At 65.7% G+C, this 23,566-nt stretch carries 22 protein-coding genes; 10 read left to right on the top strand and 12 right to left on the bottom strand.

What is annotated here, in order from left to right; translation table 11 throughout:
• From QGG75_15455 to QGG75_15445, 3 genes are all read right to left on the bottom strand, one after another.
• On the bottom strand, positions 1-347 hold a 347-nt coding region (locus QGG75_15455), incomplete at its 3' end, for a TRAP transporter small permease subunit (GenBank protein MDP6068630.1).
• Between the two features lie 63 nt (positions 348-410).
• On the bottom strand, positions 411-1,397 hold the full coding sequence (dctP, locus tag QGG75_15450) for a TRAP transporter substrate-binding protein DctP (protein MDP6068629.1): 987 nt from the start codon (positions 1,395-1,397) through the stop codon (positions 411-413).
• Between the two features lie 59 nt (positions 1,398-1,456).
• Positions 1,457-3,043: a UbiD family decarboxylase gene (locus tag QGG75_15445; protein ID MDP6068628.1), complete on the bottom strand. Its 1,587-nt coding sequence runs from the start codon at positions 3,041-3,043 to the stop codon at positions 1,457-1,459.
• A gap of 95 nt (positions 3,044-3,138) precedes the next feature.
• On the opposite strand from QGG75_15445, the gene QGG75_15440 reads away from it, so the two are divergent.
• From QGG75_15440 to QGG75_15430, 3 genes are read left to right on the top strand one after another with little or no spacing between them, the layout of a single operon-like run.
• Positions 3,139-3,321 (top strand): hypothetical protein, encoded by a 183-nt coding sequence (locus tag QGG75_15440; GenBank protein ID MDP6068627.1) that lies wholly within the window; start codon positions 3,139-3,141, stop codon positions 3,319-3,321.
• A complete protein-coding gene (locus QGG75_15435) occupies positions 3,318-4,730 on the top strand; it encodes an amidase (protein ID MDP6068626.1) in 1,413 nt (470 codons plus the stop codon). Before QGG75_15440 ends, QGG75_15435 begins: the two co-directional genes overlap by 4 nt.
• Positions 4,727-5,659: an NADP-dependent oxidoreductase gene (locus QGG75_15430; protein ID MDP6068625.1), complete on the top strand. Its 933-nt coding sequence runs from the start codon at positions 4,727-4,729 to the stop codon at positions 5,657-5,659. Before QGG75_15435 ends, QGG75_15430 begins: the two co-directional genes overlap by 4 nt.
• Here QGG75_15430 and QGG75_15425 read toward each other — a convergent pair.
• On the bottom strand, positions 5,656-6,600 hold the full coding sequence (locus QGG75_15425) for a glutathione S-transferase family protein (GenBank protein MDP6068624.1): 945 nt from the start codon (positions 6,598-6,600) through the stop codon (positions 5,656-5,658). The genes QGG75_15430 and QGG75_15425 overlap by 4 nt on opposite strands.
• Positions 6,601-6,665: 65 nt before the next feature.
• Here QGG75_15425 and QGG75_15420 point away from each other — a divergent pair, with 65 nt between their 5' ends.
• Genes QGG75_15420 through QGG75_15410 form a run of 3 tightly spaced genes read left to right on the top strand, consistent with a single transcriptional unit; the run spans position 6,666 to position 8,140 of the window.
• Positions 6,666-7,373: an aspartate/glutamate racemase family protein gene (locus tag QGG75_15420; GenBank protein MDP6068623.1), complete on the top strand. Its 708-nt coding sequence runs from the start codon at positions 6,666-6,668 to the stop codon at positions 7,371-7,373.
• Positions 7,374-7,433: 60 nt separating this feature from the next.
• Positions 7,434-7,658, top strand: a complete 225-nt coding sequence (locus QGG75_15415; protein MDP6068622.1) for a DUF4160 domain-containing protein — start codon at positions 7,434-7,436, stop codon at positions 7,656-7,658.
• Positions 7,655-8,140: a DUF2442 domain-containing protein gene (locus tag QGG75_15410; protein MDP6068621.1), complete on the top strand. Its 486-nt coding sequence runs from the start codon at positions 7,655-7,657 to the stop codon at positions 8,138-8,140. Before QGG75_15415 ends, QGG75_15410 begins: the two co-directional genes overlap by 4 nt.
• A 9-nt stretch (positions 8,141-8,149) precedes the next feature.
• Here the strand turns inward: QGG75_15410 and QGG75_15405 are convergent, their stop codons facing one another.
• The 5 genes from QGG75_15405 to QGG75_15385 are packed head-to-tail and all read right to left on the bottom strand — an operon-like array spanning position 8,150 to position 15,452.
• Positions 8,150-9,868 carry a hydantoinase B/oxoprolinase family protein gene (locus tag QGG75_15405; GenBank protein MDP6068620.1) on the bottom strand — a complete coding sequence of 573 codons (1,719 nt, stop codon included), beginning with the start codon at positions 9,866-9,868 and terminating at the stop codon, positions 8,150-8,152.
• Positions 9,865-11,952 (bottom strand): hydantoinase/oxoprolinase family protein, encoded by a 2,088-nt coding sequence (locus tag QGG75_15400; GenBank protein MDP6068619.1) that lies wholly within the window; start codon positions 11,950-11,952, stop codon positions 9,865-9,867. Before QGG75_15400 ends, QGG75_15405 begins: the two co-directional genes overlap by 4 nt.
• Entirely contained in the window at positions 11,949-13,295 is a 1,347-nt protein-coding gene (locus tag QGG75_15395; protein MDP6068618.1) for an MmgE/PrpD family protein, read from the bottom strand. Before QGG75_15395 ends, QGG75_15400 begins: the two co-directional genes overlap by 4 nt.
• Before the next feature lie 2 nt (positions 13,296-13,297).
• Complete coding sequence (locus QGG75_15390) at positions 13,298-14,458, bottom strand: iron-containing alcohol dehydrogenase family protein (protein ID MDP6068617.1); 1,161 nt, start codon at positions 14,456-14,458, stop codon at positions 13,298-13,300.
• A gap of 58 nt (positions 14,459-14,516) precedes the next feature.
• The gene (locus QGG75_15385; protein ID MDP6068616.1) at positions 14,517-15,452 is read right to left on the bottom strand and encodes a dihydroorotate dehydrogenase; all 936 of its coding nucleotides are present in this window, start codon (positions 15,450-15,452) and stop codon (positions 14,517-14,519) included.
• A gap of 28 nt (positions 15,453-15,480) precedes the next feature.
• Here QGG75_15385 and QGG75_15380 point away from each other — a divergent pair, with 28 nt between their 5' ends.
• The gene (locus tag QGG75_15380; protein ID MDP6068615.1) at positions 15,481-16,719 is read left to right on the top strand and encodes a reductive dehalogenase domain-containing protein; all 1,239 of its coding nucleotides are present in this window, start codon (positions 15,481-15,483) and stop codon (positions 16,717-16,719) included.
• Here the strand turns inward: QGG75_15380 and QGG75_15375 are convergent.
• A complete protein-coding gene (locus QGG75_15375; protein ID MDP6068614.1) occupies positions 16,709-17,521 on the bottom strand; it encodes a dihydroorotate dehydrogenase electron transfer subunit in 813 nt (270 codons plus the stop codon). The genes QGG75_15380 and QGG75_15375 overlap by 11 nt on opposite strands.
• A gap of 80 nt (positions 17,522-17,601) precedes the next feature.
• On the opposite strand from QGG75_15375, the gene QGG75_15370 reads away from it, so the two are divergent.
• The 3 genes from QGG75_15370 (at position 17,602) to QGG75_15360 (ending at position 22,178) form a co-directional block, all read left to right on the top strand.
• The gene (locus QGG75_15370) at positions 17,602-19,689 is read left to right on the top strand and encodes a hydantoinase/oxoprolinase family protein (GenBank protein ID MDP6068613.1); all 2,088 of its coding nucleotides are present in this window, start codon (positions 17,602-17,604) and stop codon (positions 19,687-19,689) included.
• Positions 19,686-21,530: a hydantoinase B/oxoprolinase family protein gene (locus tag QGG75_15365; protein MDP6068612.1), complete on the top strand. Its 1,845-nt coding sequence runs from the start codon at positions 19,686-19,688 to the stop codon at positions 21,528-21,530. Before QGG75_15370 ends, QGG75_15365 begins: the two co-directional genes overlap by 4 nt.
• A gap of 186 nt (positions 21,531-21,716) precedes the next feature.
• Positions 21,717-22,178: an enoyl-CoA hydratase-related protein gene (locus QGG75_15360; protein ID MDP6068611.1), complete on the top strand. Its 462-nt coding sequence runs from the start codon at positions 21,717-21,719 to the stop codon at positions 22,176-22,178.
• A 468-nt stretch (positions 22,179-22,646) separates the two neighbouring features.
• Here the strand turns inward: QGG75_15360 and QGG75_15355 are convergent, their stop codons facing one another.
• Entirely contained in the window at positions 22,647-23,195 is a 549-nt protein-coding gene (locus tag QGG75_15355) for a hypothetical protein (protein ID MDP6068610.1), read from the bottom strand.
• Positions 23,196-23,201: 6 nt separating this feature from the next.
• Positions 23,202-23,566 (bottom strand): SEC-C metal-binding domain-containing protein (locus tag QGG75_15350; GenBank protein MDP6068609.1); only part of this gene is annotated, 365 nt, incomplete at its 5' end.

Below are 23,566 nucleotides of genomic sequence, written 5' to 3'. Positions count from 1 at the left end.
CACGTCACACGGGCGCCGAAGACCAGTAGCACCAGGCTGACGGCCAGGCCAAAGAGGCAGCCGATCACATGAAAACGATGCTGCCAGCGTTCGGAAAAGGCCATCATCACCAAATCGACGCGCACATGGTCGTCGTTGCGCAGCACCCAGGAAGTGCCGAGGAAACAGAGATATACCAGCGAGTATTCGGTGATTTCGACGACCCAGACCATGGGGCTGTTGAAGCCGTAGCGCAGCAACACCTCGAGACAGACCGAGAGCGTGATGGCCACCAGCACCATGACTGCCACGCCGCTGAGCAGATCCTCGGCGAAATCCATCAAACTGCCGAGCCGCTCAACGAGCATGGCGAATTTTTCCTCTCGGCCCGGCCGGCCGACGGCTAGCGTTGGCCGGCCGGGCAAGCGGTACTAGTTCCCGGTTATGCGCCTCAGCGTCGCGACGTCATTCGGTACCTTCTTGGCCAGATTCTTCCATTCGAGGTCGTAGGCCATGTTGAGGTATTGCTTGTTGACGGCGTCAGAGAACTTGTAGCGGACCACACCGGCGGCATCGAGCTTCTTCCATTCGGCCGCTGCACCGGATTTGAAGTGGGCCACCATGCTGGGTTCGTAGCCAGCCGAGATGGCGACGATCTTGTCCTGGGTGGCCTTGGAGAGGCCTTTCCACTTGTCCAGGTTCATCAGGGCCACAACGTTGGAGGCGCCGAAGAAGGGCAGGTCGATGACGTACTTGGCCTTCTTGATCCAGCCGCGCTGGCGGGGTCCCATGTTGGGCCAGCCGAAGCCGTCCACTACGCCGCGCTCCAGCGCCGTGTGGACCTCGGGCGAATTCATGGTCACCGGCACCATGCCCAGCGCCCGCATGAAACGGTCGTAGAGCGAGCCGGTGCGCATCTTCAGGCCCTTGAGATCGGACAGTTTCTCGGCCTTCTTGTTCGCCCAGAGATAGAAGCCCGAGGAATGCAGCCGGGCCAGGTAGCGGGCGTTGAGCTTCTCCATGTGGCGCTTGACCAGCCAATCGTAGTAGCCCGACTTGCGCTCCTCCGAGGGCGAGAGCCTGGAAAGCACCATGGACTGGCCCGAAGGCATATGGGCCTGGTAGTCGGCGGTCACGGTGTAGACCAGGTCGATGACGCCGTTGCGCACCGCTTCGGCCTGCTGGAAGCGTTCGATCACTTCCGAGCCACCGACGTAGTTGATGTTCAGGGTGCCCTTGAGGCCGGCGTTGACTTTGTCGGTCCAGGCGATGGCCTGGATCATCACCGGATGGGTCTTGGGTATGAAGGAAACCGCCCTCATCTTGGTTTCGGCGCCGGCCGAGGCGGCGCCCAACAGCGCCAGGCCGATGAGGCTCAGGCCGGCGGTGCTGGAAACGGTGTTTAGCAACTTTTTCATAATGATCCTCCCTTGGCGGCCGCTCGTGCGGCGCTGCTGGTGCAGGATATCTGCGCTTGTCACTTGCGGTCAACGCACGACCTGGTTGTGTCGGCGGCCGGGGCTTGCAGAATGTAGCGCCCGCTGTCGTCGCGGCCCAGCAGATCGCCTTGACGGAGGCGGCCGAAGGATTCGAGCAGCGCCCTGAGGTTGTCGCCGCCGAACTCCTCGATGAGGGCCTGAAAAAACACCGGCTCCCTGCCGATGAAGTCATTTAGCGCGGTGTCGAATTCGGCCGCTGCCAAGTCGGGGCGCCGCCCTGGGCTGGCAATTTCGGTCGGGCGGCAGATGGCGAAGTCGGCCCGGTCGCGGCCCACCGGCACCGTGGCGTCGAAGCCCAGCTTCGATGTCGTCACCGGCGGCATGGATGAGGGCAGCGAGGGATCCAGTGGCACCGCCTTCATGTCGCGCAAAATCATCAAGTCCTGGTCGGGTTGGGCCCGCCAGGTCATGGCCCAGGTGACCTGTTCGTCGTCGAAGATGTCGATGTCTTCATCGACCACCACGGCGATCTTGGGAAAGGCTTGCTTCGAGGCCGCCAGCATCAGGGCCAGGGCGTTCTTGCCGTCGCCACGGAACATCGACTTGATGCTGGCCACCGCCCACATGCCCGATGATGCCGGCAGGGCGCGCACGGCGCGCACGTCGATGCCGGCCTGGACCAGGGCATTGTGGATGTCGAGCTCGATCATGGGAAAGAGCACATGCATGTCGGTCCAGCCGGGATGATGGCCGCCGTGGGTGCCGGACAAAAAGATGGCATCGCGGCGCTTTGTCACGGCCTTGATGCGGATGGTCGGGTTCTGCTTGAGGCCGCCGCCGTAGGTGCCGGTGAATTCGCCGTAGGGGCCTTCGCCGGCGATCCAGCCAGTGGGCAGCATCTCGCCTTCCAGCACCATTTCGGCATTGGCCGGGACACACAGATCGACGCTGTGGCAGGCCACCAACTCGGCCGCTTCACCGCGAAAGCCGCCCAGCACTTCGTATTCGTCCTCGTCCAAGGGCGTAGACGCCAGGGCTGCCATCATGTCGATGGCTGGCAGGCCGAGCACCGCGGCCACCTCCAAGGGCCGGCCCAGCTCGCAAGCCTGCTGGTAATAGTGCCTGAGCTTGTGCGGTGCCGTGACGTCGATGCCGGTCTCGTTCGGGCCGCGATACATCATGCGGTAGATGCCCAGGTTGTTGACGCCGCGCTGGGGATCACGGGCCACCATGACGGCGGCCGAGAGGTAGGGCGCGCCGTCGAGTTCATGCTGCAGGTGCAGCGGCAAGGCGGCCAGATTGACGTCTTCGCCCGCAACGACGATTTCCTGACAGGGCGCTTCGGCCACCACCACCGGGGCGATGCGGGCTTGGCGCTTTTCCGTCAAGGCCGCCAGGATGCCGTCTTCCTGGCAGCCCAGCGCCAGGGCCATCATGGCGCGGTTGGAAAAGGTGTTGGCGGCCAGCGGCAGGTCATAGCCCTGGATGTCCTCGAATAGCGTCGCCTGGCGGTGGTTCTGCTCGATCAGCGTGGCCAGCTGATTGACGTGCACTTGGTGGCTGACGCGGGCCAGCAGGTCGTGGGCCTCCAGCTCATCAAGCCAGTCCTTAAGGGTCTTCGCCATCACGTGTTCCTGCTCGGCTGCGGTGGGAGGCTATTATAGCGTGGCCCCCGAGGCTGGCGGGTCGTGCTGTTTTCAGGTAAGGAGCCAACATGCCGATGCCCGAACAAATCGCCGCGCTGGGCCGCGACCTTTGGGGCCTGGAGCTCGCACCCGCCGACGCCGGTCGCTTGGCGGCCGAGTTGGAACGGCTGGCCGGCCGGGCCGCGACGGCGGATTTCGACGTCGAGCCGGGCGGCGATTTCAGCCGCCGTCTGATCCAAGCCGGCCAGCGGCGATGAGCCCTGAGCTGGCTGGGCTGTCGCTGACCGAAGCCGCCGACGGCATAGCCCAAAAACGTTTCTCGTCGCTCGAGCTGACCGAGGCCTGCCTCGAACGCTGTGCCCGGCAACCAGACCTCAACGTCTTCATCGCCCTCGACGCGGAAGCCGCGCGGGCCGCCGCTAAGGCCGCCGACCAAATCCCCGAGAGCGACCGTGTCGGTCCGCTGCACGGCGTGCCGTTGGCCCACAAGGACATGTTCTATCGCGCCGGCCGCATTTCGACCTGCGGCTCAATGATCCGCCGCGAGGTGGTGGCTGACCGCACGGCGACGGTGCTGAGCCGCCTCGACGCCGCCGGGGCGCTCGACCTCGGCACCCTCAGCATGGCCGAATTCGCGGCCGGCGCCACCGGCCACAACCTCACTTTCGGTGATTGTTTGAACCCCTGGAACACCCTGCACACGCCGGGCGGCTCGTCCACCGGCTCGGCCGTGGGCCTGGCGGCGCGGATGTTCTATGGCGCGCTGGGTTCCGACACCGGCGGCTCGGTGCGCCTGCCGGCCTACTTCTGCGGTGTCGCCGGCCTGCGGCCGACCTACGGCCGGATCAGCCGCTTCGGTATCATGCCGCGCTCCTGGTCTGCCGATGCCGTCGGCCCCCTGGCCCGCAGCGTGCGCGACCTGGCCCGCGTGCTGGGCGTCATCGCCGGTTCTGATCCGGCCGATCCCAGCGCCGCCCAGGTGGCTGTGCCCGATTACGAAGCCGAGATCGAGGCGCCGCTGGCAGGCCGCCGCATCGGTGTGGCGACGAATTTTTTTCACGACAACCTCGATCCCCGAATTCAGGCCCTGCTGGGCGAAAGCAAAAAAGTCTTTGGCGGGCTGGGGGCCGAGATCGTGGAACTTCCGATACCCGATCCCGAACGCTGGTTTGCCCAGGCCCAGATCATCCTCAAGTCCGAAGCAGCCGCACTGCACCAGCGCTGGATCCAGGAACGCCCGGACGATTACAGCGAAGGTATCCGCAGCGAAATGGAAGCCGGGCTTTTCATTCCAGCCGCCCTTTATCTCAATGCGCTGCGCGCCCGCGGCCCGGCGCTCGAGGAATTTCTCGACCAGGTGTTCAGCCAGGTCGATCTGCTGCACACACCGGTTTACGAGTATGCCACCCCCAACATGGCGGACTGCAACCCCGAACGAGCCGATGGGGCGGCCCACGTGATGGCCACCTTCGGCCGCCTGACGCGGCCCTTCAGCTACCTCGGTCTGCCGGCGCTCGCGGTGCCGGCCGGATTCGTGGCTGGCCTGCCCAGCGGTTTTCAGCTTGTCGGCCGGCCCTTTGACGAGGCCTTGGTGTTGAACGCCGGGCACCTTTATCAGCGCGAAACCGATTTTCATCTCGAGGTTCCCGGAGGCAGTTTTTCTTGAAGGCCATACAGTTCGACCATCATGGCGGCCCCGAGGTCCTGCATTACCGCGATCTGCCCGATCCCGAACCGGGTCCCGGCGAGGTGCTGATCGCCGTGCATGCGGCCAGCGTCGCACCGGGCGACTGGAAAGTGCGGGCGGGCCTGTTGCAGGAAATTTTCCCCCAAACCTTTCCCACCATCCCCGGTCGCGACGGCGCCGGTACGGTCGTGGCGCTGGGATCCGGGGTCAGCGATATGGCCATCGGCGACGAAGTATGCTTCATCACCGCTCACACCGAGAACGGTGCTTACACCGAGCTGGTGGTGCGCGCCGCCGCCGAGGTCGTGCGCCGCCCCGCCAATGTTTCCTTCACCGAGGCTGCGGCGGCGGTGCACGCCGGCGTCTGCGCCTGGATCCCGCTGATGGAAAGCGTCACCATCACGGCCGGCCAGCGGGTGCTGGTGCATGGCGGCTCGGGCGGCGTCGGCGGCATGGCGGTGCAGATCGCCCGCAACCTGGGCGCCGAGGTCACCGCCACCTGCCGGGCCGCCAACGCCGAATACGTGCGCAGCCTGGGAGCCGACACAGTGGTTGCTTATGACGAGCAGGATTTTGCCACCGAACTCCGCGACTACGACGTCGTGCTCGATCTTCTGGGCAGCGATATCCACCGGCGCTCCTACGCCGTGCTCAAACCCGGCGGCAGTTTGGTCTGGCTGATCGCCAAACCCATCGAGGACCTGGGCGCCGAGTATGGCGTCAAGGTGCTGCGTTCCGACATCCACGACGCCATTTACGTGTTGCAGGCCGTGCTCGACTTGGTCGCCAGTGGCGCCGTTCGCCCCCAAGTTGGCCGCACCCTGCCGCTCTCACAAGCCGCCGAGGCCCAGCATCTATTAGAGGCCGGCGAACACAGCCGCGGCCGCATCGTGCTCGAGGTGCGTTAGCCGCGGCCGTGGGGGATGCTGAAATTGATCTCGGGTCCGCGCGGTACGATACCGGTCGGGTTGCGCTGTTCGCTGAGCGAATAGTAGCCCCGCTTGTAGGTCTCCAGATCGACGGTCTCGGCGATGCCCGGGGTCTGGTAGAGGTCGCGGGCGTAGGGCCAGAGGTTGGGGTAGTCGATCAGGCGGCGCAGGTTGCATTTGAAGGTGCCGTGGTAGGCCACGTCGAAACGCACCAAGGTGGGAAAGAGCCGCCAGTCGGCCTCGCTGGTCGGGTCGCCGAGCAGGAAGCGCCGTTCGCCCAGGCGCTCGTCGAGCCAGTCCAGGGTGGCGAAGACCTCGGCGAAGGCTTCGTCGTAGGCGGCTTGGCTGGTGGCGAAACCGGCCCGGTAGACGCCGTTGTTGACGCTGTTGTAGGTGCGCTCGTTGAGGGCGTCGATTTCCGCCAGCAAAGCTTGCGGCGCGAGTTCCGGCGTGGCCTCCGCCAGGCCGGTGAAGGCTGAGTCCAGCATGCGGATGATATCGGCCGATTCGTTGTTGACGATGGTGCCTTGCTGCCGGTCCCACAGCACCGGCACCGTCACCCGGCCGCTGAAATCAGCGTCGGCCAGGCTGTAGATCTCGTGCAAGGAGCGCTTGCCCAGCACGGCATCGCGATAGGCTTCGTCGTCGGCATCGAAAACCCAGCCCTGGTCCGTGCGCCGGGGCCGCACGAAGGAGAGCGAGACAATGTCTTCGAGGCGCTTGAGCTTGCGGTAGACGATGGTGCGATGGGCCCAGGGGCAGTTGAGCGCCACGTACAGGTGGTAGCGCCCGGCCTCGGGCGCGAAACCCTCCTCGCCCAGCCAGTTGCGAAAGCGCGTCTCGGGCCGCATCCAAGCCCCGCGCCGGTCCATCTCCATCACTTCTTCGCTGTGCCAGACGCCTTCGACCATACGCCCCATGGGCTGCCTCCTTTGGTGTTACACCACAATAAGCTAGACTGCCCGGGCAAACGAGCGAGGTGAAAATGGCTCAGCGCACACGCATCGGCGTCATGCTGCCCTCATCCAACACCACGGTGGAATGGGATTTCCAGTGCCTGCTGCCGGCCCGGACCTCGCTGCATGCGGCCCGCATGTGGATGACAGGTTCCGACGCCGACGGCCTCGAGCGCATGAACCAGGACATCGAAACTGCCACCGAGCACCTGGCCTCGGCTGCCGTCGACGTCATCGTCTATGCCTGCACCGGTGGTAGCCTGATCGAAGGCCCGGGTTATGACCAAAAGATCAAGGCGCGTATCGAGGAGGCCTCCGGCATCCCCACGGTGCCGACCTCGACCGCCGTGCTGCAAGCCTTGGAACTATTGGGCGCGGCGAAGCTGAGCGTGGCCACACCCTACCCCGAAACCATGACCCGCATGGTCGGCGAATACCTCGAGGGCAACGGCTTCGAGGTGCTGGCGCTCGAGGGCCGGGCCCATGCCTCGAACCTGGAGATCGGCGCCGATCCCGACGACGCCATCGTCGACTTCGTCTGCCAGGCGGTGGCGCCGGACTGCGACGCCGTCTTTCTTTCCTGCACCAACTGGAACTCCATGGGTGTGGCCCAGCGCCTGGAAGAGCAAACCGGCAAGCCTGTCGTCACCTCCAACCAGGCCACCATCTGGTCGACCCTGCGAACGCTGGGGATCAAACAGCTTGTCGAGGGCTACGGGCGGTTGCTGGAGATGTAGGGGGAGGGGCGCTGCGGCCCAACCCTTGACTAGGCCAAATATTGACCTATATTAGTACACATGCCAACAGTGGCCAGGCTGGGTGGGATCACCATCTACCTCTACTTCGAGGATGACAATCCACCACATGTCCACGTGATCCAGGCGGAGCACGAGGCCAAAGTGAACATCCGCAGTCGGGCCGTCATGGTCGGCCACATTCCTGCAAGAGCGCTCGACAGGGCCTGCGCATGGATCGAAGAAAACGAAGACAATCTCTTGCGGCAATGGGACGAATTCAAATGACCGAGGTGCCCCGCATCAAAAAGCTGGAGGTTGTTGGCCCCCTGTCCCTGCGGGCCATCTTTAAGGATGGAACTGAGGTCGACGCGGATCTGTCAGGCCTTTGCGCGCGGTCACGGCATTTCAAGGTTTTTCGTGACGATCCCGAGGCCTTCGCTCAGGCCCACCTGATCCACAACGGCTCCGGCATCGCCTGGCCGAACGGCCTCGACTACGGTGCTGATGCGCTGCTCAGCCTGGCCTTGTGGCAGCAGGAAATGTCGGGCCGGGAATTCAAGGCCTGGCAGCGCCGGGTTCAGCTATCCAACAACGAAGCCGCCGACTTGCTTGGCGTCTCGCTGACGACCGTCAAAAACTATCACGGCCGAGACGTCGTGCCGGCCGCGGTAAAGATCGCCTGCGATGCTTTCGAACATAACCCAACCTTGCTGTACGGCAGGTTCAAGGTTCGCGAGCGCGGTCGCCCGAAGGCAAAAGTCGCCTGAGAGAGTGCCTTAGGCCCCCCTCCGTTTGACTGCCGTGGCCTCGCGATCGATACCCTGGCCGCGATTGTCAAGCACCACGCCGTAGTCCCGTTCGGCGGCCTCGGGGGTGATTTTTTCATCCACCAGATCGCGCTCGATGGCGTCGAGGTCGCGCTCGGCCGGATCGCCGTAGCCGCCGGCACCGGGCAGCCGCAGGCTGACCAGGTCGCCCACCGCCAGGGTATCGAGGCCTTTCGACTTGAGTACCGTCTCGGCGGCCGTTCCGGGATTCAGCACGAAAGCACCGCAGGCTCCCGGCTGGCCGCCAAACAGGCCCTGGGGGGCGAACTTGTGGCGGTCGCCATAGCGCGCGAAGCTCACTTCGTCGACCAGCAGGCGGATGTCGCGGACCAGCGCCAGGCTGCCCCGGTAGCGCCCGGCACCGCCCGAATCGGGGATGAATTCATAGCGTTCGATGCGCACGGGAAAGCGGCTTTCGACGGCTTCCACGGGCGTATTCATGAAACGCGGCAGATGGCTGTCCTGGCCGTCCGCCCCATCCGCGAAAGGCCGGGCGCCGTTGCCGCCACCCTGGATGTCGGTGAAGATGAAGGGCTCGTTGGTGGCGGGGTCGCGGCCGCCGAAGCCGCAGGTCGAGATCTGGCCGTGCGATCCTGCCGTAACGCGTTCGGGCACCACCTCCGAGAGAGCCACATACATGGCCTCGACGATCTTCTGCGAACAGTTGGTGCGCGCCGCCACGGCGCCGGGCGGCAGGGGATGGACCACGGTGCCGGGTTTGGTCACCACCTCGATGGGCCGGTAACAGCCCGAATTGGGCGGTGTATGGGGATCGACCACGGCAATCATGACGTAGTAGATGGCGGCGTGGGTGTTGGCCATGGTCGAGTTGGTGTTGCCCTGGGCCTGGGGGTCGGACTGGCTGAGGTCGACAATGACCCGGTCGCCGCGGATCTCGACGCTGACGTGGACGCGGATGGGCTGGTCACCGATGCCGTCGTCGTCGATGAAATCCTCGGCCTGATAGACGCCGTCGGGCAGCGCCGTCAGGCCCTGGCGCATGCGCCGTTCGGAATAGTCCAGAAGATCGCCCCAGGCCTGGCGCACCACGGCGCAGCCGTAGCGCAGGAAAAGCCGGTCCAGGCGCTCTGTCCCCACCATCAGCGAGCTGATTTGGGCCCGGATGTCGCCCAACGTCTTCTCGGGGAGCCTGATCTGGTTCTCGATGATGGCGGAGATTTCGCGGTCCTCGACGCCGCCCTTCAGCAGCTTGACCATGGGCAGCCTGAGGCCTTCCAGGTAGATCTCGCGGATGCCGCCGGCGACGCCACCGGCGGCCACGCCGCCGAGGTCCGAATGGTGTGTGATGTTGCCCACGAAGCCCACCAGCTCGCCCTCGTGGAAGGCCGGCGCGATGGCGTAAAGGTCCATGATGTGCTGGCCGCCCTTATAGGGATCGTTGGTGATGATGACGTCGCCGGGCGCGAGCGCGTCCGGTGGGTAGGCCGCCACCAGCTCGCGCATGGTGATCTCGAAGCCGGCCAGCAGGCTGGGCGTGTGGTGGGCCTGGGCCACGGTCTGGCCGCGCGCATCGGTGACGACGCAGGAGATGTCCTTGATCTCTGTGATGATGGTCGAGCGCCCGGTGCGCACCAGGGTGTAGCCCATCTCGTCGGCGATCTGCTCCAGCGCATAGCGGATTACCTGCATGGTGATCATGTCGGTCATGAGGGCTCTCCCGTGGCCAGGTCGATAAAGAGGCCGAGGTCGCCGGCCACCTCGGCGCGGCCATCGGGCGGCACCACGGTGCAGGCGGTTTCCTCCTCGATCACGGCCGGACCGGCGATGGTGCTGCCGGGCGCCAGTCCTTCGCGGGCATAGACCGCGGTCTCGACGAAGCCGGAAACCTCGAAATAGACCGGCCGGCTGCCCTTGGCGGCGCTGCCGCCGGTCTGTTCGGGCAGCTCGATCGGTTCCGATTGCCCCAGCGCCTGGAGCCTGAGGTTGACCAGCTCGATGGGCTCGCCGGCAAAAAAGAAGGCGTAGCGTTTGCGATAGAGATCGCCGAAAGCGGCCAGCAGGGCCTCGACGCCGGCCGCATCCAAAGCCCCCCCTCGCGGCAGCGCCAGCGACAGCTCGTAGGTCTGCCCCGCCACCTTGAGATCGGCCGAACGATTCAATTGAATGCTTGACGGGGCGAACCCCTGGGCCGCCAGCGCCGCCCGGCCCTCGTCCTCCATGCGCCGGTAGTGGGATTCCAAGGCCTCGAGATCGGCCTCTTCCGCACGCAGGCCGCCCAAGGCGGTGACGAAATCGTGGCGCATCTCAGTGACCAGCAGGCCGACGGCCGAGAAGGTGCCAGCCAGCGGCGGCACGATGGTCTCTTTCATGGCCAGTTCGCGGGCGATGTCGACGGCATGCACGCCGCCGGCACCGCCGAAGGAGCAGAGCGAAAAGTCGCGCACGTCGATGCCGCGCTGGATGGTTACCGTGGCGATGCCCCTGATCATGTTGGCGTTGACCACCTTGACGATGCCCAGCGCGGTCTCCTCGAGACCGAGCCCCATGGCCGCCGCCAGCGTCCCCACCACCCGGCTCGCGGCGTCGGCATCCAGGGCCATTCGGCCGCCGTTGAAGTAGTCCGGATTGAGTCTTCCCAACACCAGGTTGGCGTCCGTCACCGTGGGCTGATCGCCGTCGCGGCCGTAGCAGGCCGGACCGGGATCGGCACCGGCCGAACGCGGCCCCACATTGAGCGCACCGCCCGGGTCGAGCCAGGCGATGGAGCCGCCGCCGGCGCCGATGATGTGCAAATCGATGATCGGGATCTTGACCGGCAGATCCTGGAAGGCGCCTTCCGTGGTGATCTTGGAGATGCCGTCCTCGATCAGGCCGATGTCGAACGAGGTGCCGCCCATGTCGACCGAAACCAGTCGTTGGCGGCCGTGCCGGCGGCCATAATAGGCAGCCGCCACGACGCCGCCGGCGGGGCCTGAATTGACCGTCGTGACGGCGCGCTGGCGGGCTTCCTCGACCGAGGTCGAGCCGCCGTTGGCCTGGATGATGAAAAGCTTGGCCGCTGCCAGCCTCTGGCCCAGGCGTTCCTCCAGGTCGTCGAGGTAGGCCGCCATGATGGGCGTGAGATAAGCGTTCATGACGGCCGTCGAGGCGCGTTCGTATTCGCGGTATTCGGGGCTGACGAGGCAGGAGAGCGTCAGCGGCACGCCGGGCAAGGCGGCTGCCAGGATTTCCCCGGCGCGTTGCTCGTGCACCGGATCGAGGTAGGAAAACAGGAAACACACCGCCACGGCTTCGACGCCGGCTGCCGCGAAGACCCCCGCGGCGGCGGCCACGGCCTCCTCGTCGAGCGGCCTGAGCACGGCACCGGCGGCGTCCAGGCGCTCGTCGACCTCGAGGCAAAGGTGGCGCGGTACCAGCGGCGGCGGCCGGTCGACGGAGATGTCGTAAAGCCCGGCCATGGGCCGCTGGATGCGGCCGATCTCGAGCACGTCGCGAAAGCCCCGGGTGGTCAGCAGTCCGACCTTGGCGCCGCTGTGCTCGATCAGGGCGTTGGTGCCGGTGGTCGAGCCGTGAACCACCTCGCGCACCGCCGCCCCGTCCGCTCCGTCCGTCGCCCCTAGCGCCGCCTCGATGCCGGCCAGCACACCGGCGGCGCGGTCGGCCGGCGTGGTCAGCACCTTGGTCGAGGCCAGCGCGCCGCTGGCGGCGTCGAACAGCGTCACGTCGGTGAAGGTGCCGCCGACGTCGACGGCGAGCCGAAGCTTGGCCGGCGAGGATTTGGTTTCGTTCATTCGCTGTCTGCTCCTGGCAGGGAAGCACAAGCCTGCCACAGCGGCGCAAATCCGTCAGCCACCAAGCCATCGACGGCGCTTTCGATGGCAGCGACGGTGGGGGCGGCGAAATTGCGTCCGGCGTTCTGGCGGAATTTATCCCGCAGGCCTTCGGGCGTCGCGGCCTGGGCCTTGACCTCGTAGTGCAGGCGGCGGCCGGCCATGATCTCCAGCCGGCCATCGAAGCCCTGACCGAGGGCCGCGTCGGCCTGGTGCTCGACGCGCGCCGCCAGGGTCAAGAGGTCGGGCCGCACCAGGCTTTCGGGCGCCAGGGTGTCAAGATCAACGCGGCCGTCAGCCAGCGCCGCGGCGACCATGAAGGGCAGGCTGCCGATGGCCTCGAGGGGGCCGGCGGGCACGAGTTTGGGCGGGCGCGGCTCGGCCACGATGGCCACCGCCCAGGGCGCCAAGGTGCAGGTGGCTTCTGTGATGGCATCGGGCGTGAGGCCCTCTTCGGCCCGGGCTGCTATGGCGCTGTCGAGAAACGGCTGGATCACGTGGGCGCAGGGATAGGTCTTGAACAGCGCCGCGTCGCCCCGCCATTCCCGGCCCAATTCCTGGCAAACGTCCTCGACCCCCTGGCCGCTGCCAATATGCGCGGCAAACAGCCCGTGGCTCCCCTCCAGCACCGAGGCCGGACCGCGAAAGCCGCGGGCCGCCAGGCCGGCCGCCGTGATGCCGCCCTGGGCAGCCCAACCCAGGTGCAGCCACTTGGACCACGAGCCGTCGTCGATGAAGGCCAAAAGGCCGCCCGACATGCTGCCGGCCAGGCCCAGCGCCTGGGCCGCCTGGTCGGCCGTCAGGCCGCCCAACCGGGCTGCCACGGCGGCGGCCGCCAGGGGCCCGATGACCCCGGAGGCATGGAAACCGCGAGCGTGCAAACCGCGCCCGGCAACGGCACCCAACCGCGCCGCCACCTCGTAACCGATAGCCACGGCATCGAGCACGGCGCCGCGGTCGGCTGAGGCCGCTTCGGCCACCGCCAGGGCGCTGGGCACGACGACGCTGCCGGGGTGAACGACGCTGTCGGCAAAGGTGTCGTCGTAGTCGAAGGAATGGGCCAGCGTGCCCTGGACCAGCGCCGCCAGAGCCGCCGGCAGGCGCCGCCCGCCGACCAGGCCGGCCTCTGCTTGGCCGCCCTGGGCAGCGGCAAAATCAGTGACAGCCTCGGCCTGTGGGGTGTTCAGTGCGGCTGCCACCAGGCCGATGGTGTCGAGCACCCGAAGGGTCGATTTTTCCCGTTGCGCCGGCGGCACTTCGGCCTCGGCGATCCAGGCCGCCAGGGTTTGCGAAACCGTCGCCACTGCTACCAGACCGCGGCCAGCAGGGCGGCGATCTCGGGCTCCGTCACGGGCCGTGGCGCATAATCCATCATGTAGTCGTCCATGGTGCCGGCCGCCAATTCGGCGATTTCGTCCTGGGCCACGCCGACATCGCGCAAACGCCTGGGCAGCGGCAGCTTGTCGAGCAGCGCTTCGATGGCCCCGGCCGCGGCTTCGGCGGGATCGTCGCCAACGCCCCCCAGCGCTGCCGCCACCAACCCGCCGTCCGCGCCCACCGCCGGCAGCAGCAGCCGCACGGCCGGCGGCAGCAGCAGGGCGTGCGAGATGCCGTGTTGCAGCCCATATCGCCCGCCGACGCCGTGGCCGATGGCGTGCACCACCGAGGCCATGGCATTGATCGAGGCGACGCCCGACATCAGGGCTGCCAACTGGCAGGCCTGGCGGGCCTCGAGATTATCGGGCGCCGTGATACTGCGCGGCAGGGCCTCGACCAAAAGCTTTGCCGCGTGCAACGAGAGACCCGTCGAAATGGCCTGGCGGTCACGCGAATAAAGGCCTTCCAGGCAGCGCGCCAGCGCCGTCATGCCGCTAGCGGCGCTGAGCTCGGGGCCGGCGTGAACCGCCATTTCGGGGTCCAGGATCACCGCCGCCGGCACCAGATGATCATCCCAAAAGAGCAGTTTTCGCCCAGCCTTTGGATCACGAATCCCGGCCGTGGGCATGGCTTCCGAGGCCGAACCGGCGGTCGTCGGCACGGCGATGTGAACCAGCGAGTCGCCCTCGAGCTCGGGCCGCTCGGCCGCGCCCCCTTCGCCCCGTGCCACCTGATAGGGAGCCAGATCGCCGCCACTGGCGTCGAGAATGGCGATGCCCTTGGCGGCGTCGATGGTGGAGCCGCCGCCGACGCTGATGAGGGTGTCGGCCTGGCACTCCCGGGCCGCCGCCAGGCCAGCCTCGACGACGGCCAGCGGCGTGTGCGCCTCGACGCCGCTGAAGATCCCGGCCAGGCCGGCACCCAGGTCGCGGCGCACGCTGGCCAGCATGTTGCCGCCGGCCACGGTGCGGCCGCAGACCACCAGGGCACGCTGGCGGCGCAACCCGGCCATCAGCTCGGGCAGCTCGGCCAGCGAGCCGGGGCCGATGCAGAGGCGTTTGGGCCAGTAACGGACTTCTAGTGTGGGCATTATCGACAGCCTAACACGAGAGGGAGGAGGGTGGACGAGGGCCTGTGGCCGGTGAAACTCAAAGCGCCGCCTCGCGCTCGGGTTCCGTGACGTCGGTCACCATGGCGCCCGTGAGGTCACTGATACGTGCGATGCCCCGGCGTTCGCACCAGGCCGGCAGCTCTTGCAGCAGGCGCGGCATGGTGCCGGGGTGGCGGAAGCTGGCCGTGCCCACCTGCACTGCCGCGGCCCCGGCCAGCAGGTATTCGATGACGTCTTCGCAAGTGGCGATGCCGCCGCAGCCGATGATCGGTAAATCCACGGCCTGGGCGCACTGGTAGACCATGCGCAGGATCACCGGCTTGGTGGCCGGCCCGGTCAGGCCGCCCATCAGGTTACCCAGCTTGGGCCGGAATCTATCGGTATCGATGGCCATGCCCAACAGCGCATTTGCCACCACCAGGGCATCGGCACCGCCGGCGGCAGCGGCCCTGGCGATCAGCGTGATGTCGCCGACGTTGGGCGTGAGTTTAGCCCAGACCGGAAGGTCGCTGGCCGCCTTGATGGCGGCGACGGCGGCCTCGGTCGGGCCTTCTTCCATGGCGAAGGCGCGGCCGTCCTGTTCCAGGTTGGGGCACGAGATGTTGGCCTCGATGACGGCCACGCCGTCGACACTGACCTGTCTCGCCAGCTCGCCGAAGGCGGCCGCCGTGGCAGCCGAGATGGAGCACACCAGCGGCGGCCGGAAGTCCTGGTAGAAGGGCACCACTTGCTCGACGTAGTGCTCGGGCCCCTTGCTCGGTATGCCGATGGAACAAAGCATGGCATCGCGGTATTCGGTGATGCGGGGCTGGGGATTGCCCTCGCGCACATCGGGCGTGATGGTCTTGGAGACCAGTGCCCCCAATAGATCCAGATCGATGACCCGGTCTATGCCCTCGGCGAAGGTGCCCGAGCCCGGCATGATGGGATTGGCGAGGGTGACATCTCCGATAGTGACGCTGAGATCGACCATGGCTGTCTCCGGCGTGTAAACTGGCGCCATGTTATCAGGTGAAAAGCCACCAAGGGAGAGCTGGCCGGCCAACCGGCCACCCGGGGAGGAAGCGCGCGAGCAGCGCCTGCGGGCCGGCGACCGCGAGGCCGGTTTCGAGATCGGCGCCGACTTCGAACCCTTCGACCAGCGCAATGACATGTTCTGCCGGGTGCAGTGGGACCAGGACGTGATGTCCGACGCCGTGGCCGATTTCTACGCCCAGCAGAAAGATCCCCGGCCGCGCAAGCCCGACGGCTTTCGCCAGCGCGATTTTGCCTTGAGGAACGCTTCCTGGGTGGTGGCCCGGACCTATTCCGAACGCGGTCAGGCCGAAGGCGTGCGAGAAGGCTTTCAGGATCCCATCGCCGCCTACCACCCGCCGGCGGCGGAAAAAGTGCCCGTCGATGACGCCGCCCAGGTCACGGCCGAGGTCAAGCGCGTGGCCCGTTTTCTCGGTGCCGACCTGGTGGGCATCGCCGAATACGACGAACGCTGGGTCTATAAGCGAAAATTCAGTCTCATCGACAAAGAATCCCGGCCCAATGAGATGCCCGAGGGGCTGACGACGGTCATCGTCGTGGGCCACGCCATGGACATGGGGCTGATCAACACTTTTCCCTCGGCCACCGGTTCGGCCGCCGTGGGCAAGGGCTATTCGGCCGAGGCCGCCAACCTGGCCATGTTGGCCCAGTACGTTCGCAATTTGGGCTACCAGGCGGTGGCCAACATGAATGACACGGCCCTGGCCATTCCCTTCGCGGTCAAGGCGGGGCTCGGCGAATACGGCCGCCACCAGATGGTGATCAACCGGGAATTCGGGCCCCGGGTGCGCTTTTCCAAGGTTTTTACGGATATGCCCCTGGCCCTCGACCGGCCCCAGCCCTTTGGTGTGGCCGAGTTCTGCGCCATCTGCCAGCGTTGCGCCATCGACTGCCCGCCGCGCGCCCTGCCGTTTGGCCCGCCAAGCTTCGAGGTGGCCAACAAATCAGGCCTGGCCGGAGTGAAAAAGTGGACCTCGGACGCCGAGAAGTGTTTCGAATACTGGACCCGCATCAAGACCGATTGCGGCATCTGCATGCGGGTATGTCCCTACAACAAGGATTTCAGCCGGCCCGCCATGCGGGCCTTGCGCTGGCTGATGGGCACAAAGCTCAGGCGGCTGGCGCTGTGGCTCGATATCAAGCTGGGCTTTGGCAAACGCAAGCTGCCGGCGGACTGGTGGCAGGAAGCCGCGATTACCCGGTAATGACTTCCTGCAAGTCGAACACCGGACCTTCCCAACAGACCCGTTTGTAGATCTCGCCCTCAGACGTGCGAAAGCGGCGCACGCAGGCAAAGCACATGCCCAGGCCGCAGCCCATGGCCTGTTCCAGCGCCACTTGACCCGGGATGCCGTATTCCGCGCCCAGGGCTTGCAACAGCCCGAGCAGGCGGTTGGAGCCGCAGGTGGCGAAGGCGTCGATGGGCGTGGTGGTGGCCAGCGTGCGCACAAGATTCTCGACCTCGGCCGGATCGGAGGAGCCGTCCGCGTCGGTCAGCGTCACCACGTCGGCACCGTCGGCGGCCATGCTGTCGGCCGACATCAGCAATTCCGGCGAGCGTGCGCTGAGGATGGCGCTGACGCCAGTGCCGGCGGCCTTGGCCGCCGCCACCAGCGGTGCCAGGGTCGACAGGCCGACGCCGCGGGCGACGATGATGATGTGCCGCCAGGCCGGATCGATCTCGAAGCCATGGCCCAGCGGCCCCAGTATTTCGAAATCATCGCCCGCCGCCAGTGTCGCCATGGAACGGGTGCCGGCGCCGACGACCTTGTAGAGGAATTCCAGCCGACCGGCGTCCAGGTTGCAGCGATAGACGCTCATGGGCCGGCGCAGGAAGGGCTGATCGGTTTCCGTGGCGGGGCAGAGGAGGTGAAAAAACTGGCCCGGCCCGGCGCCCAAGGCAGCCGCCGGGGCCGCCAGCACGAGATGTTTGTATTCGTCGTTGATCCAGGCGTTCTGCTGCACCCGGCAGACGAACTCGCCGATCGGTTTGGTTGACGCCGTCACGCTTTACTCTCCACTGCTTGCACGCCCCGGCGTTCTAGCATGAAATGTGGCCCACCACTGGGGTAACGAACTGGACCAGCATGCGCTATCGCGTCGGCATCGACATCGGCGGCACCTTCACCGACGTCATTCTGATCGGCGCGGACGGCAGCCAGCAAAGCCGCAAGGTGCTATCGACGCCGGACGACTATGGCCGCGGCATCGTGGCTGGCCTAAACCAAGCGCTGGCTGAACAAGGCGCCGAGCCCGAGGCCGTCGAAGGCATCGTGCATGCCACTACGGTCGCCACCAACGCCATCCTCGAACGCCGCGGCGCGCTGACCGGCCTGGTCACGACGCGGGGCTTTCGCGATGTTTTGGACATGCGGCGTTTGCGCATTCCCGAGATGTACGTGCTCAACTATCCCAAGCCCGAGCCCCTGGTGCCGCGCCGGCTCAGGCTCGAGATCGACGAGCGCCTGGGGCCGCTTGGCGAAGTGCGCCGCGAACTCGACGAGCAAAGCGTCGAGCAGGCCGGCCAGCGGCTCAAGGCCGCCGGCGTCGAGGCCGTGGCCATTTCGCTGTTGCATGCCTATGCCAATCCCGATCACGAACGCCGGGTGGCGGAGATCCTGCGCCAGCACCTGGAAAGCGCCTTCATTACCTGTTCCAGCGACATCCTGCCGCTGATCCGCGAATACGAACGCACCAGCACGACCGTCATCAACGCCTATCTGGGCCCCATCCTGGAGCGTTATTTTGTTTCGTTGTCGCGTCATTTGGGCAAGGCCGGCATTCGTGCGCCGCTGCAGGTAATGAAGTCGGACGGCGGCACCATGAGCCTGGCGGCGGCGGCCGAACGGCCCGCTTACATCGTCGAATCCGGCCCCGCCGCCGGTGTCATCGGCGCCGCCGAGGTGGCCAAGATGAGCGCCGGCCCCGACTGCATCACGCTGGACATGGGCGGCACCACGGCCAAGGCGGCCATGGTCGAGGAGGGCCGGGTCGACAAGACCGGCGATTACGAAGTCGGCGCCGGCATCAATCTCTCGTCCAAGCTGGTCATGGGCGGCGGCTTCGCACTCAAGCTGCCGGTTATCGACATCTCCGAGATCGGCGCCGGCGGCGGCTCCATCGTCGCCCTCGATGCCGGCGGCCTGATGCACGTGGGGCCGCAAAGTGCCGGTGCCGATCCGGGCCCGGTGGCCTACGACCGGGGCGGCGAACTTCCTACCTTCAGCGATGCCATGGTGGCCTTGGGTTATCTCAACCCCAACCATCTGGTTGGCGGCGCCTTGGCCTTGAATGTCGGCAAGGCTCAAAAGGTGCTGAGCGATCGCATCGCCAAGCCGCTGGGCAAAAGCCTCGAAGAGGCCGCCTATGGCGTCTACCAGGTGGCCGGCAGCACCATGGTGCGGGCGGTCAAGGCGGTCTCGACCTATCGCGGCCGCGACCCGCGCGATTTCGCGCTGTTTGCCTTTGGCGGCAGCGGCCCGGTGGTGGCCGCCGAAGTGGCCCGCCTAATGGGCATGAGCGAGATCCTGGTGCCGCCCAACCCCGGCGTCTTCAGCGCCTTCGGGCTGTTGCTCTCGGCCGTCGAGCACGAGACCAACCGGGCCTTCCTGCGCCGCCTCGACGGCCTCACGGCAGCAGATTTGGATGCGGCCTACGAGCCCCTTCTGGCCAGCCTGCGCCAGACCATGGCAGCCGAAGGCTTTGGCGCCGACGAGGTCGAGATCCGTCGCTTTGCCGATTTGCGCTATTACGGCCAGGCCCATGAGCTGGTGCTGCCCAATGGCGGTGCCGAGAGCCGCAGCAATCTGGCCGACCTGGCCGCCGCCTTCGGGGCCGAGCACGAACGCACCTACGGCCACCGGGCCGAGGACGAGGCGGTGGAGTGCGTGGCGCTGCGTGTCGCCGGGCGGGTGGCACCGCCTGAGTTGGCCTACGACCCCCTGTCCGCGCTGCCGGGCGAGAGCACCGATGGTGGCACCCGGCGCGCCTATTTCGGACCCGACCATGGCCACATCGAGACCCAGGTCTTGAGCCGACATGAACTAAAAGACCGCCAGCGGCCTGGGCCACTGATTGTCGAGGAATATGACGCGACGTGCGTCGTTCCGCCGGGCTGGCAAGCCGGACTCGACGCCAGCGCCAACATCGTCATCAAGGCACGAGAGGAAAAATGAAAGCCGATCCCGTGACCATGGAGGTGATCCAGAACGCGCTGGGCTCGATCGCCGACGAGATGGCGCTGGTCATCATGCGCACCGCCTATTCCTCGATCGTGCGCGATTCCATGGACTATTCGACGGGGCTTTGCGACGCCCAGGGCCGGGCCATTGCGCATGGCCTGACCATGGCGCTGCACCTGGGCTCGTTCCCCGATGCCCTGGCCCAGCTGATTGCCGACTATGGCGATGACATGCGGCCCGGCGACATGTTCGTCTGGAACGATCCCTATGGCGGCGGCGGCATGCACCTGCCGGACGTCTACATCGTCAAGCCCATCTTCTTCGCCGACCGCCTCGAGGGCTTTGCCGCGACGCTGGTGCACCAGACCGACATGGGCGGCATCGCGCCCGGCTCAGGCGCCGTCTTCGCCATCGAGATCTATCAGGAAGGTCTGCGCATCCCCATCATCAAGATGTACGAGGAAGACCGGCCCAACGACACCTTCTTCAAGATGATGGCCAAGAACACGCGGCTGCCCGACAAGGTGGCCGGCGACATGCGGGCCCAGGTGGCGGCCTGCCGCTCCGCCGAGGCGGGCTATCTGGCCTTGCTGGAGCGCTATGGCGCCGACACCTTCCGGACCACCATCGAGGCCCTTCACGACCACGCCGAGGCCCTGATGCGGGCCGAGATCGAGGCGCTGCCCGACGGCCGCTATGAATTTACCGACTATCTCGACGGCTTGGGCCAAGACCCCGAGGCACTGATTCTGCAGGTTGCGGTGGAGATCGAGGACGACCACATGACGGTCGACTGGAGCGGCACCTCGGACCAGGTGCCGGGCGGCATCAACTGCCCCATTCCCTTCACCAAGTCGGCCGCCTTTCTCGTCGTAAAGTGCCTGAGCACGGCCGAGATCCCCAACTTCCAGGGCTTCATCCGGCCCATCGAGCTGGTGGCGCCCGAGGGCACGCTGGTCAATCCCCGCCTGCCCGGGGCCTGCGGGGCCCGCGCCATCATCGGCTGGCGCATGCTGGACGCCTTGTTTGGCGCCTTCGCCCAGGTCGTGCCCGAACGCGTCCCGGCGGCCGGTGAGGGCGGCGTCAGCTTCCCCGCCATCGGCGGCTGGCACGAGGGCCGGCCCTTCGTCTGCACCGAGACCCTGGCCGGGGCCTGGGGCGCACTGCCGCATCGTGATGGTGTGCACGGCATTCCCAATCCCGGCGGCAACATCACCAACCAGCCGGTGGAGATGATCGAGGCGCTCTATCCGGTCGAGATCGAGCGCTACGCCCTGGTCGACAATTCCGGCGGCCCCGGCCGCTTTCGCGGCGCCCCGGCCTTCGTGCGCCAGTACCGCTTGCGCACGCAAGAGGCCCGCCTGGTGATCCGTTCCGACCGCCGACGATATCTCCCCTATGGCCTGGATGGCGGCAGCCCCGGCACGCCTTCTTGGAACATCCTCAACCCCGGCCCCAACCAGCGAATTCTGCCGGTGATGCCGATGGAGGCGGTGGAGCTTCGCGAAGGCGACGTGCTCTGCCACATCTCGGCCGGCGGCGGCGGCCATGGTGCGGCGCTGGAGCGCGACCCCGAACGGGTGCTGGCCGACGTCATCGAGGAATATATCAGTCTTGACTTCGCTCGCCTGGTCTACGGCGTCGTCATCGAGCCCAAAACTTTGACCATCGCCGCCGCCGCCACCCAGGCCGCCCGTCAGGGACTCGCAGACGTCGGCCCCTCCGAGAGCCCGGCCTACCTGCGCCTCTTCCACCAGCCCCTGGGCATCGGCGAGGTCCGCCTGGTGGGCGAACGCGAGCTTGAAATCGTTGGGCCGCAAGCTGGCGAGGCATAGCTCAATGATCGCAGATGCCGCGCACCACGATGCATCTACTTACCCGAAATGATCTGTACGACTTGGTTGCGGCCGTAATAGCGACGGGCCAAGCGGGTCCGGCCTCGATCTGCGCACCTTCCTGGAAGAGCTTTATTTCACCATGCACGACCTGCAATACCGCATGGGCAAACGACCATCGCCGCCATGACCGGCCCGGCGCGAGCCGCCGGTGTCACCCTGGCCGTCTCCTGCGATATTTTGATTGCCAACGAAGAAGCCGACATGTCGTATCCGGAAATAAACGTCGGTCTGATCCCGGCCATGCATTTCGTGCACCTGCCAAAACAAATCGGCCGCCACAAGGCCTTCGAGCTGCTGTTCACGGGCAATACCATCAGCTACCGCGAGGCCGCTGAGCGTGGCCTGATCAACAAGGCCGTGCCGCCCGACCAGGTCTTGCCCGAGGCCCGCGCCATGGCCCGGGAGCTGGCGCAAAAATCACCCGTGGTAATGAAACTCGCGCGCGACAGTTTCATGCGCCAAAACGATTTCGAATACCGCCGCGCCATTGAAACCGTGGTCGAGACCATCTGCAACATCATCGAGACCGACGATGCCCAGGAGGGGCTGGACGCCTTCAACGAGAAGCGTCCGCCCAGGTGGTGAGAGCGGGGGCAAGACCGGACCCCAATGCTCGATTGCCCGCACCGATAACTTCATCCGTCTCTCTAGGGAACCGTCACTCCGACACAAATTTTGCTCGAGTAGATACCTTGGGTCGATCTTCGCGAAATTTTCACGGGGGGGCCGGTTGCCCTTCCAGGAATGCTAAAGACTGGGTTGAAGGCTACCGCAAAAGCTTTGAGTGATTGGGATAGAAACTTTGAAACTATTTGGCCTGGTGATTTGGATGAAGGCTTGACGGCGATGGTGATGGGTTGGAAGGCCTTTGAAAGCAGTGATACTATGAATACGCCTGAGATGATTGCTATTCTTGAGTATCTTGAGGCCGATTGTCAGGCACTATGGAATATTCTGCGATGGCTGAGGTCGCAGGGCGAAGCTACTTCGTGTCAATACATGGAAATCGTAGCGAGATAAATTGAGGATAAGGATTGCGCGGTAGTCTGGTGATCATTCTGGACTTAAAGTTATCCCCTTGATCCACTCCGGCACGTGCCGCTCTCGTGCCCGGTCGTTCGCCCAGTCAAGTATTTCGATGTCTCGGGCAGCATCGGTGCACAATCTCTCCCGGTCTGGCCGAATCCCAACGCGCCCCAAATCCAATCGATCTGCATCCCAACATGTCATCACGGTCGGGTCACCGTATGTCACCCCATCAGTGTGGTATGCGCAGGCCTCAAACAGCAGATCGAACTGTCGATCAGAAATCTCGAAAAGGTTTCCACGGTACTCCACCGCCAATTCTGCGCCCCGAAGGCCGTGTCCGTCATCCCAGCCCTCGTTTTGGCGTTGGCAATCGTGGAACACCGCAAACAGCAGGACCACCTCAAGATCGGCGTGCGTCGATTTCGCTAACGCCACTCCGTTCTCCCAGACGCGAGCCCAGTGGCCAACACCATGCGTTCCCTCTGGTCGCAACGGATAGTCGGGTAGGACCGCCCGAACCAGGTCGGCAAACAATCTTGCGGTGTCGTCGGGTAGGCTGGGCAAATTCGTCATTGCGGTTCAATGGGCGCCACAGCAGACCTTGAATTTCTTGCCGCTGCCGCAAGGGCAGGGGTCGTTTCGCCCAACATTTCGGAAAGGATTGGTGACCGTCACAGATTGCTCTTGATCACGCTCCCATTGGCGCTTGTCCTGAATGTACTCATCGGAAAACCCATGCCATTTTGACAGGGTGCCGATGGTGTCGGTGAAGGGTTCCAGGCGATGATCGATGAGTGCCCTTATCGGATCATCCACGCGGACGAAGCTCCTCAACCGATCCTCATAATCCTCAAACACCAGCGCCCGATCCGGGATCCATCCCTTGTCAAAGATCTCCCTCACCTTCGTCGATAAGTCCTCGACACCGACCACCGCAACGGCAT

The organism is Alphaproteobacteria bacterium (assembly GCA_030740435.1).
Taxonomy (GTDB): Bacteria; Pseudomonadota; Alphaproteobacteria; order UBA2966; family UBA2966.
Note: the sequence above shows the minus strand (reverse complement) of the source record. Positions and strands in the feature narration are given on the sequence as shown.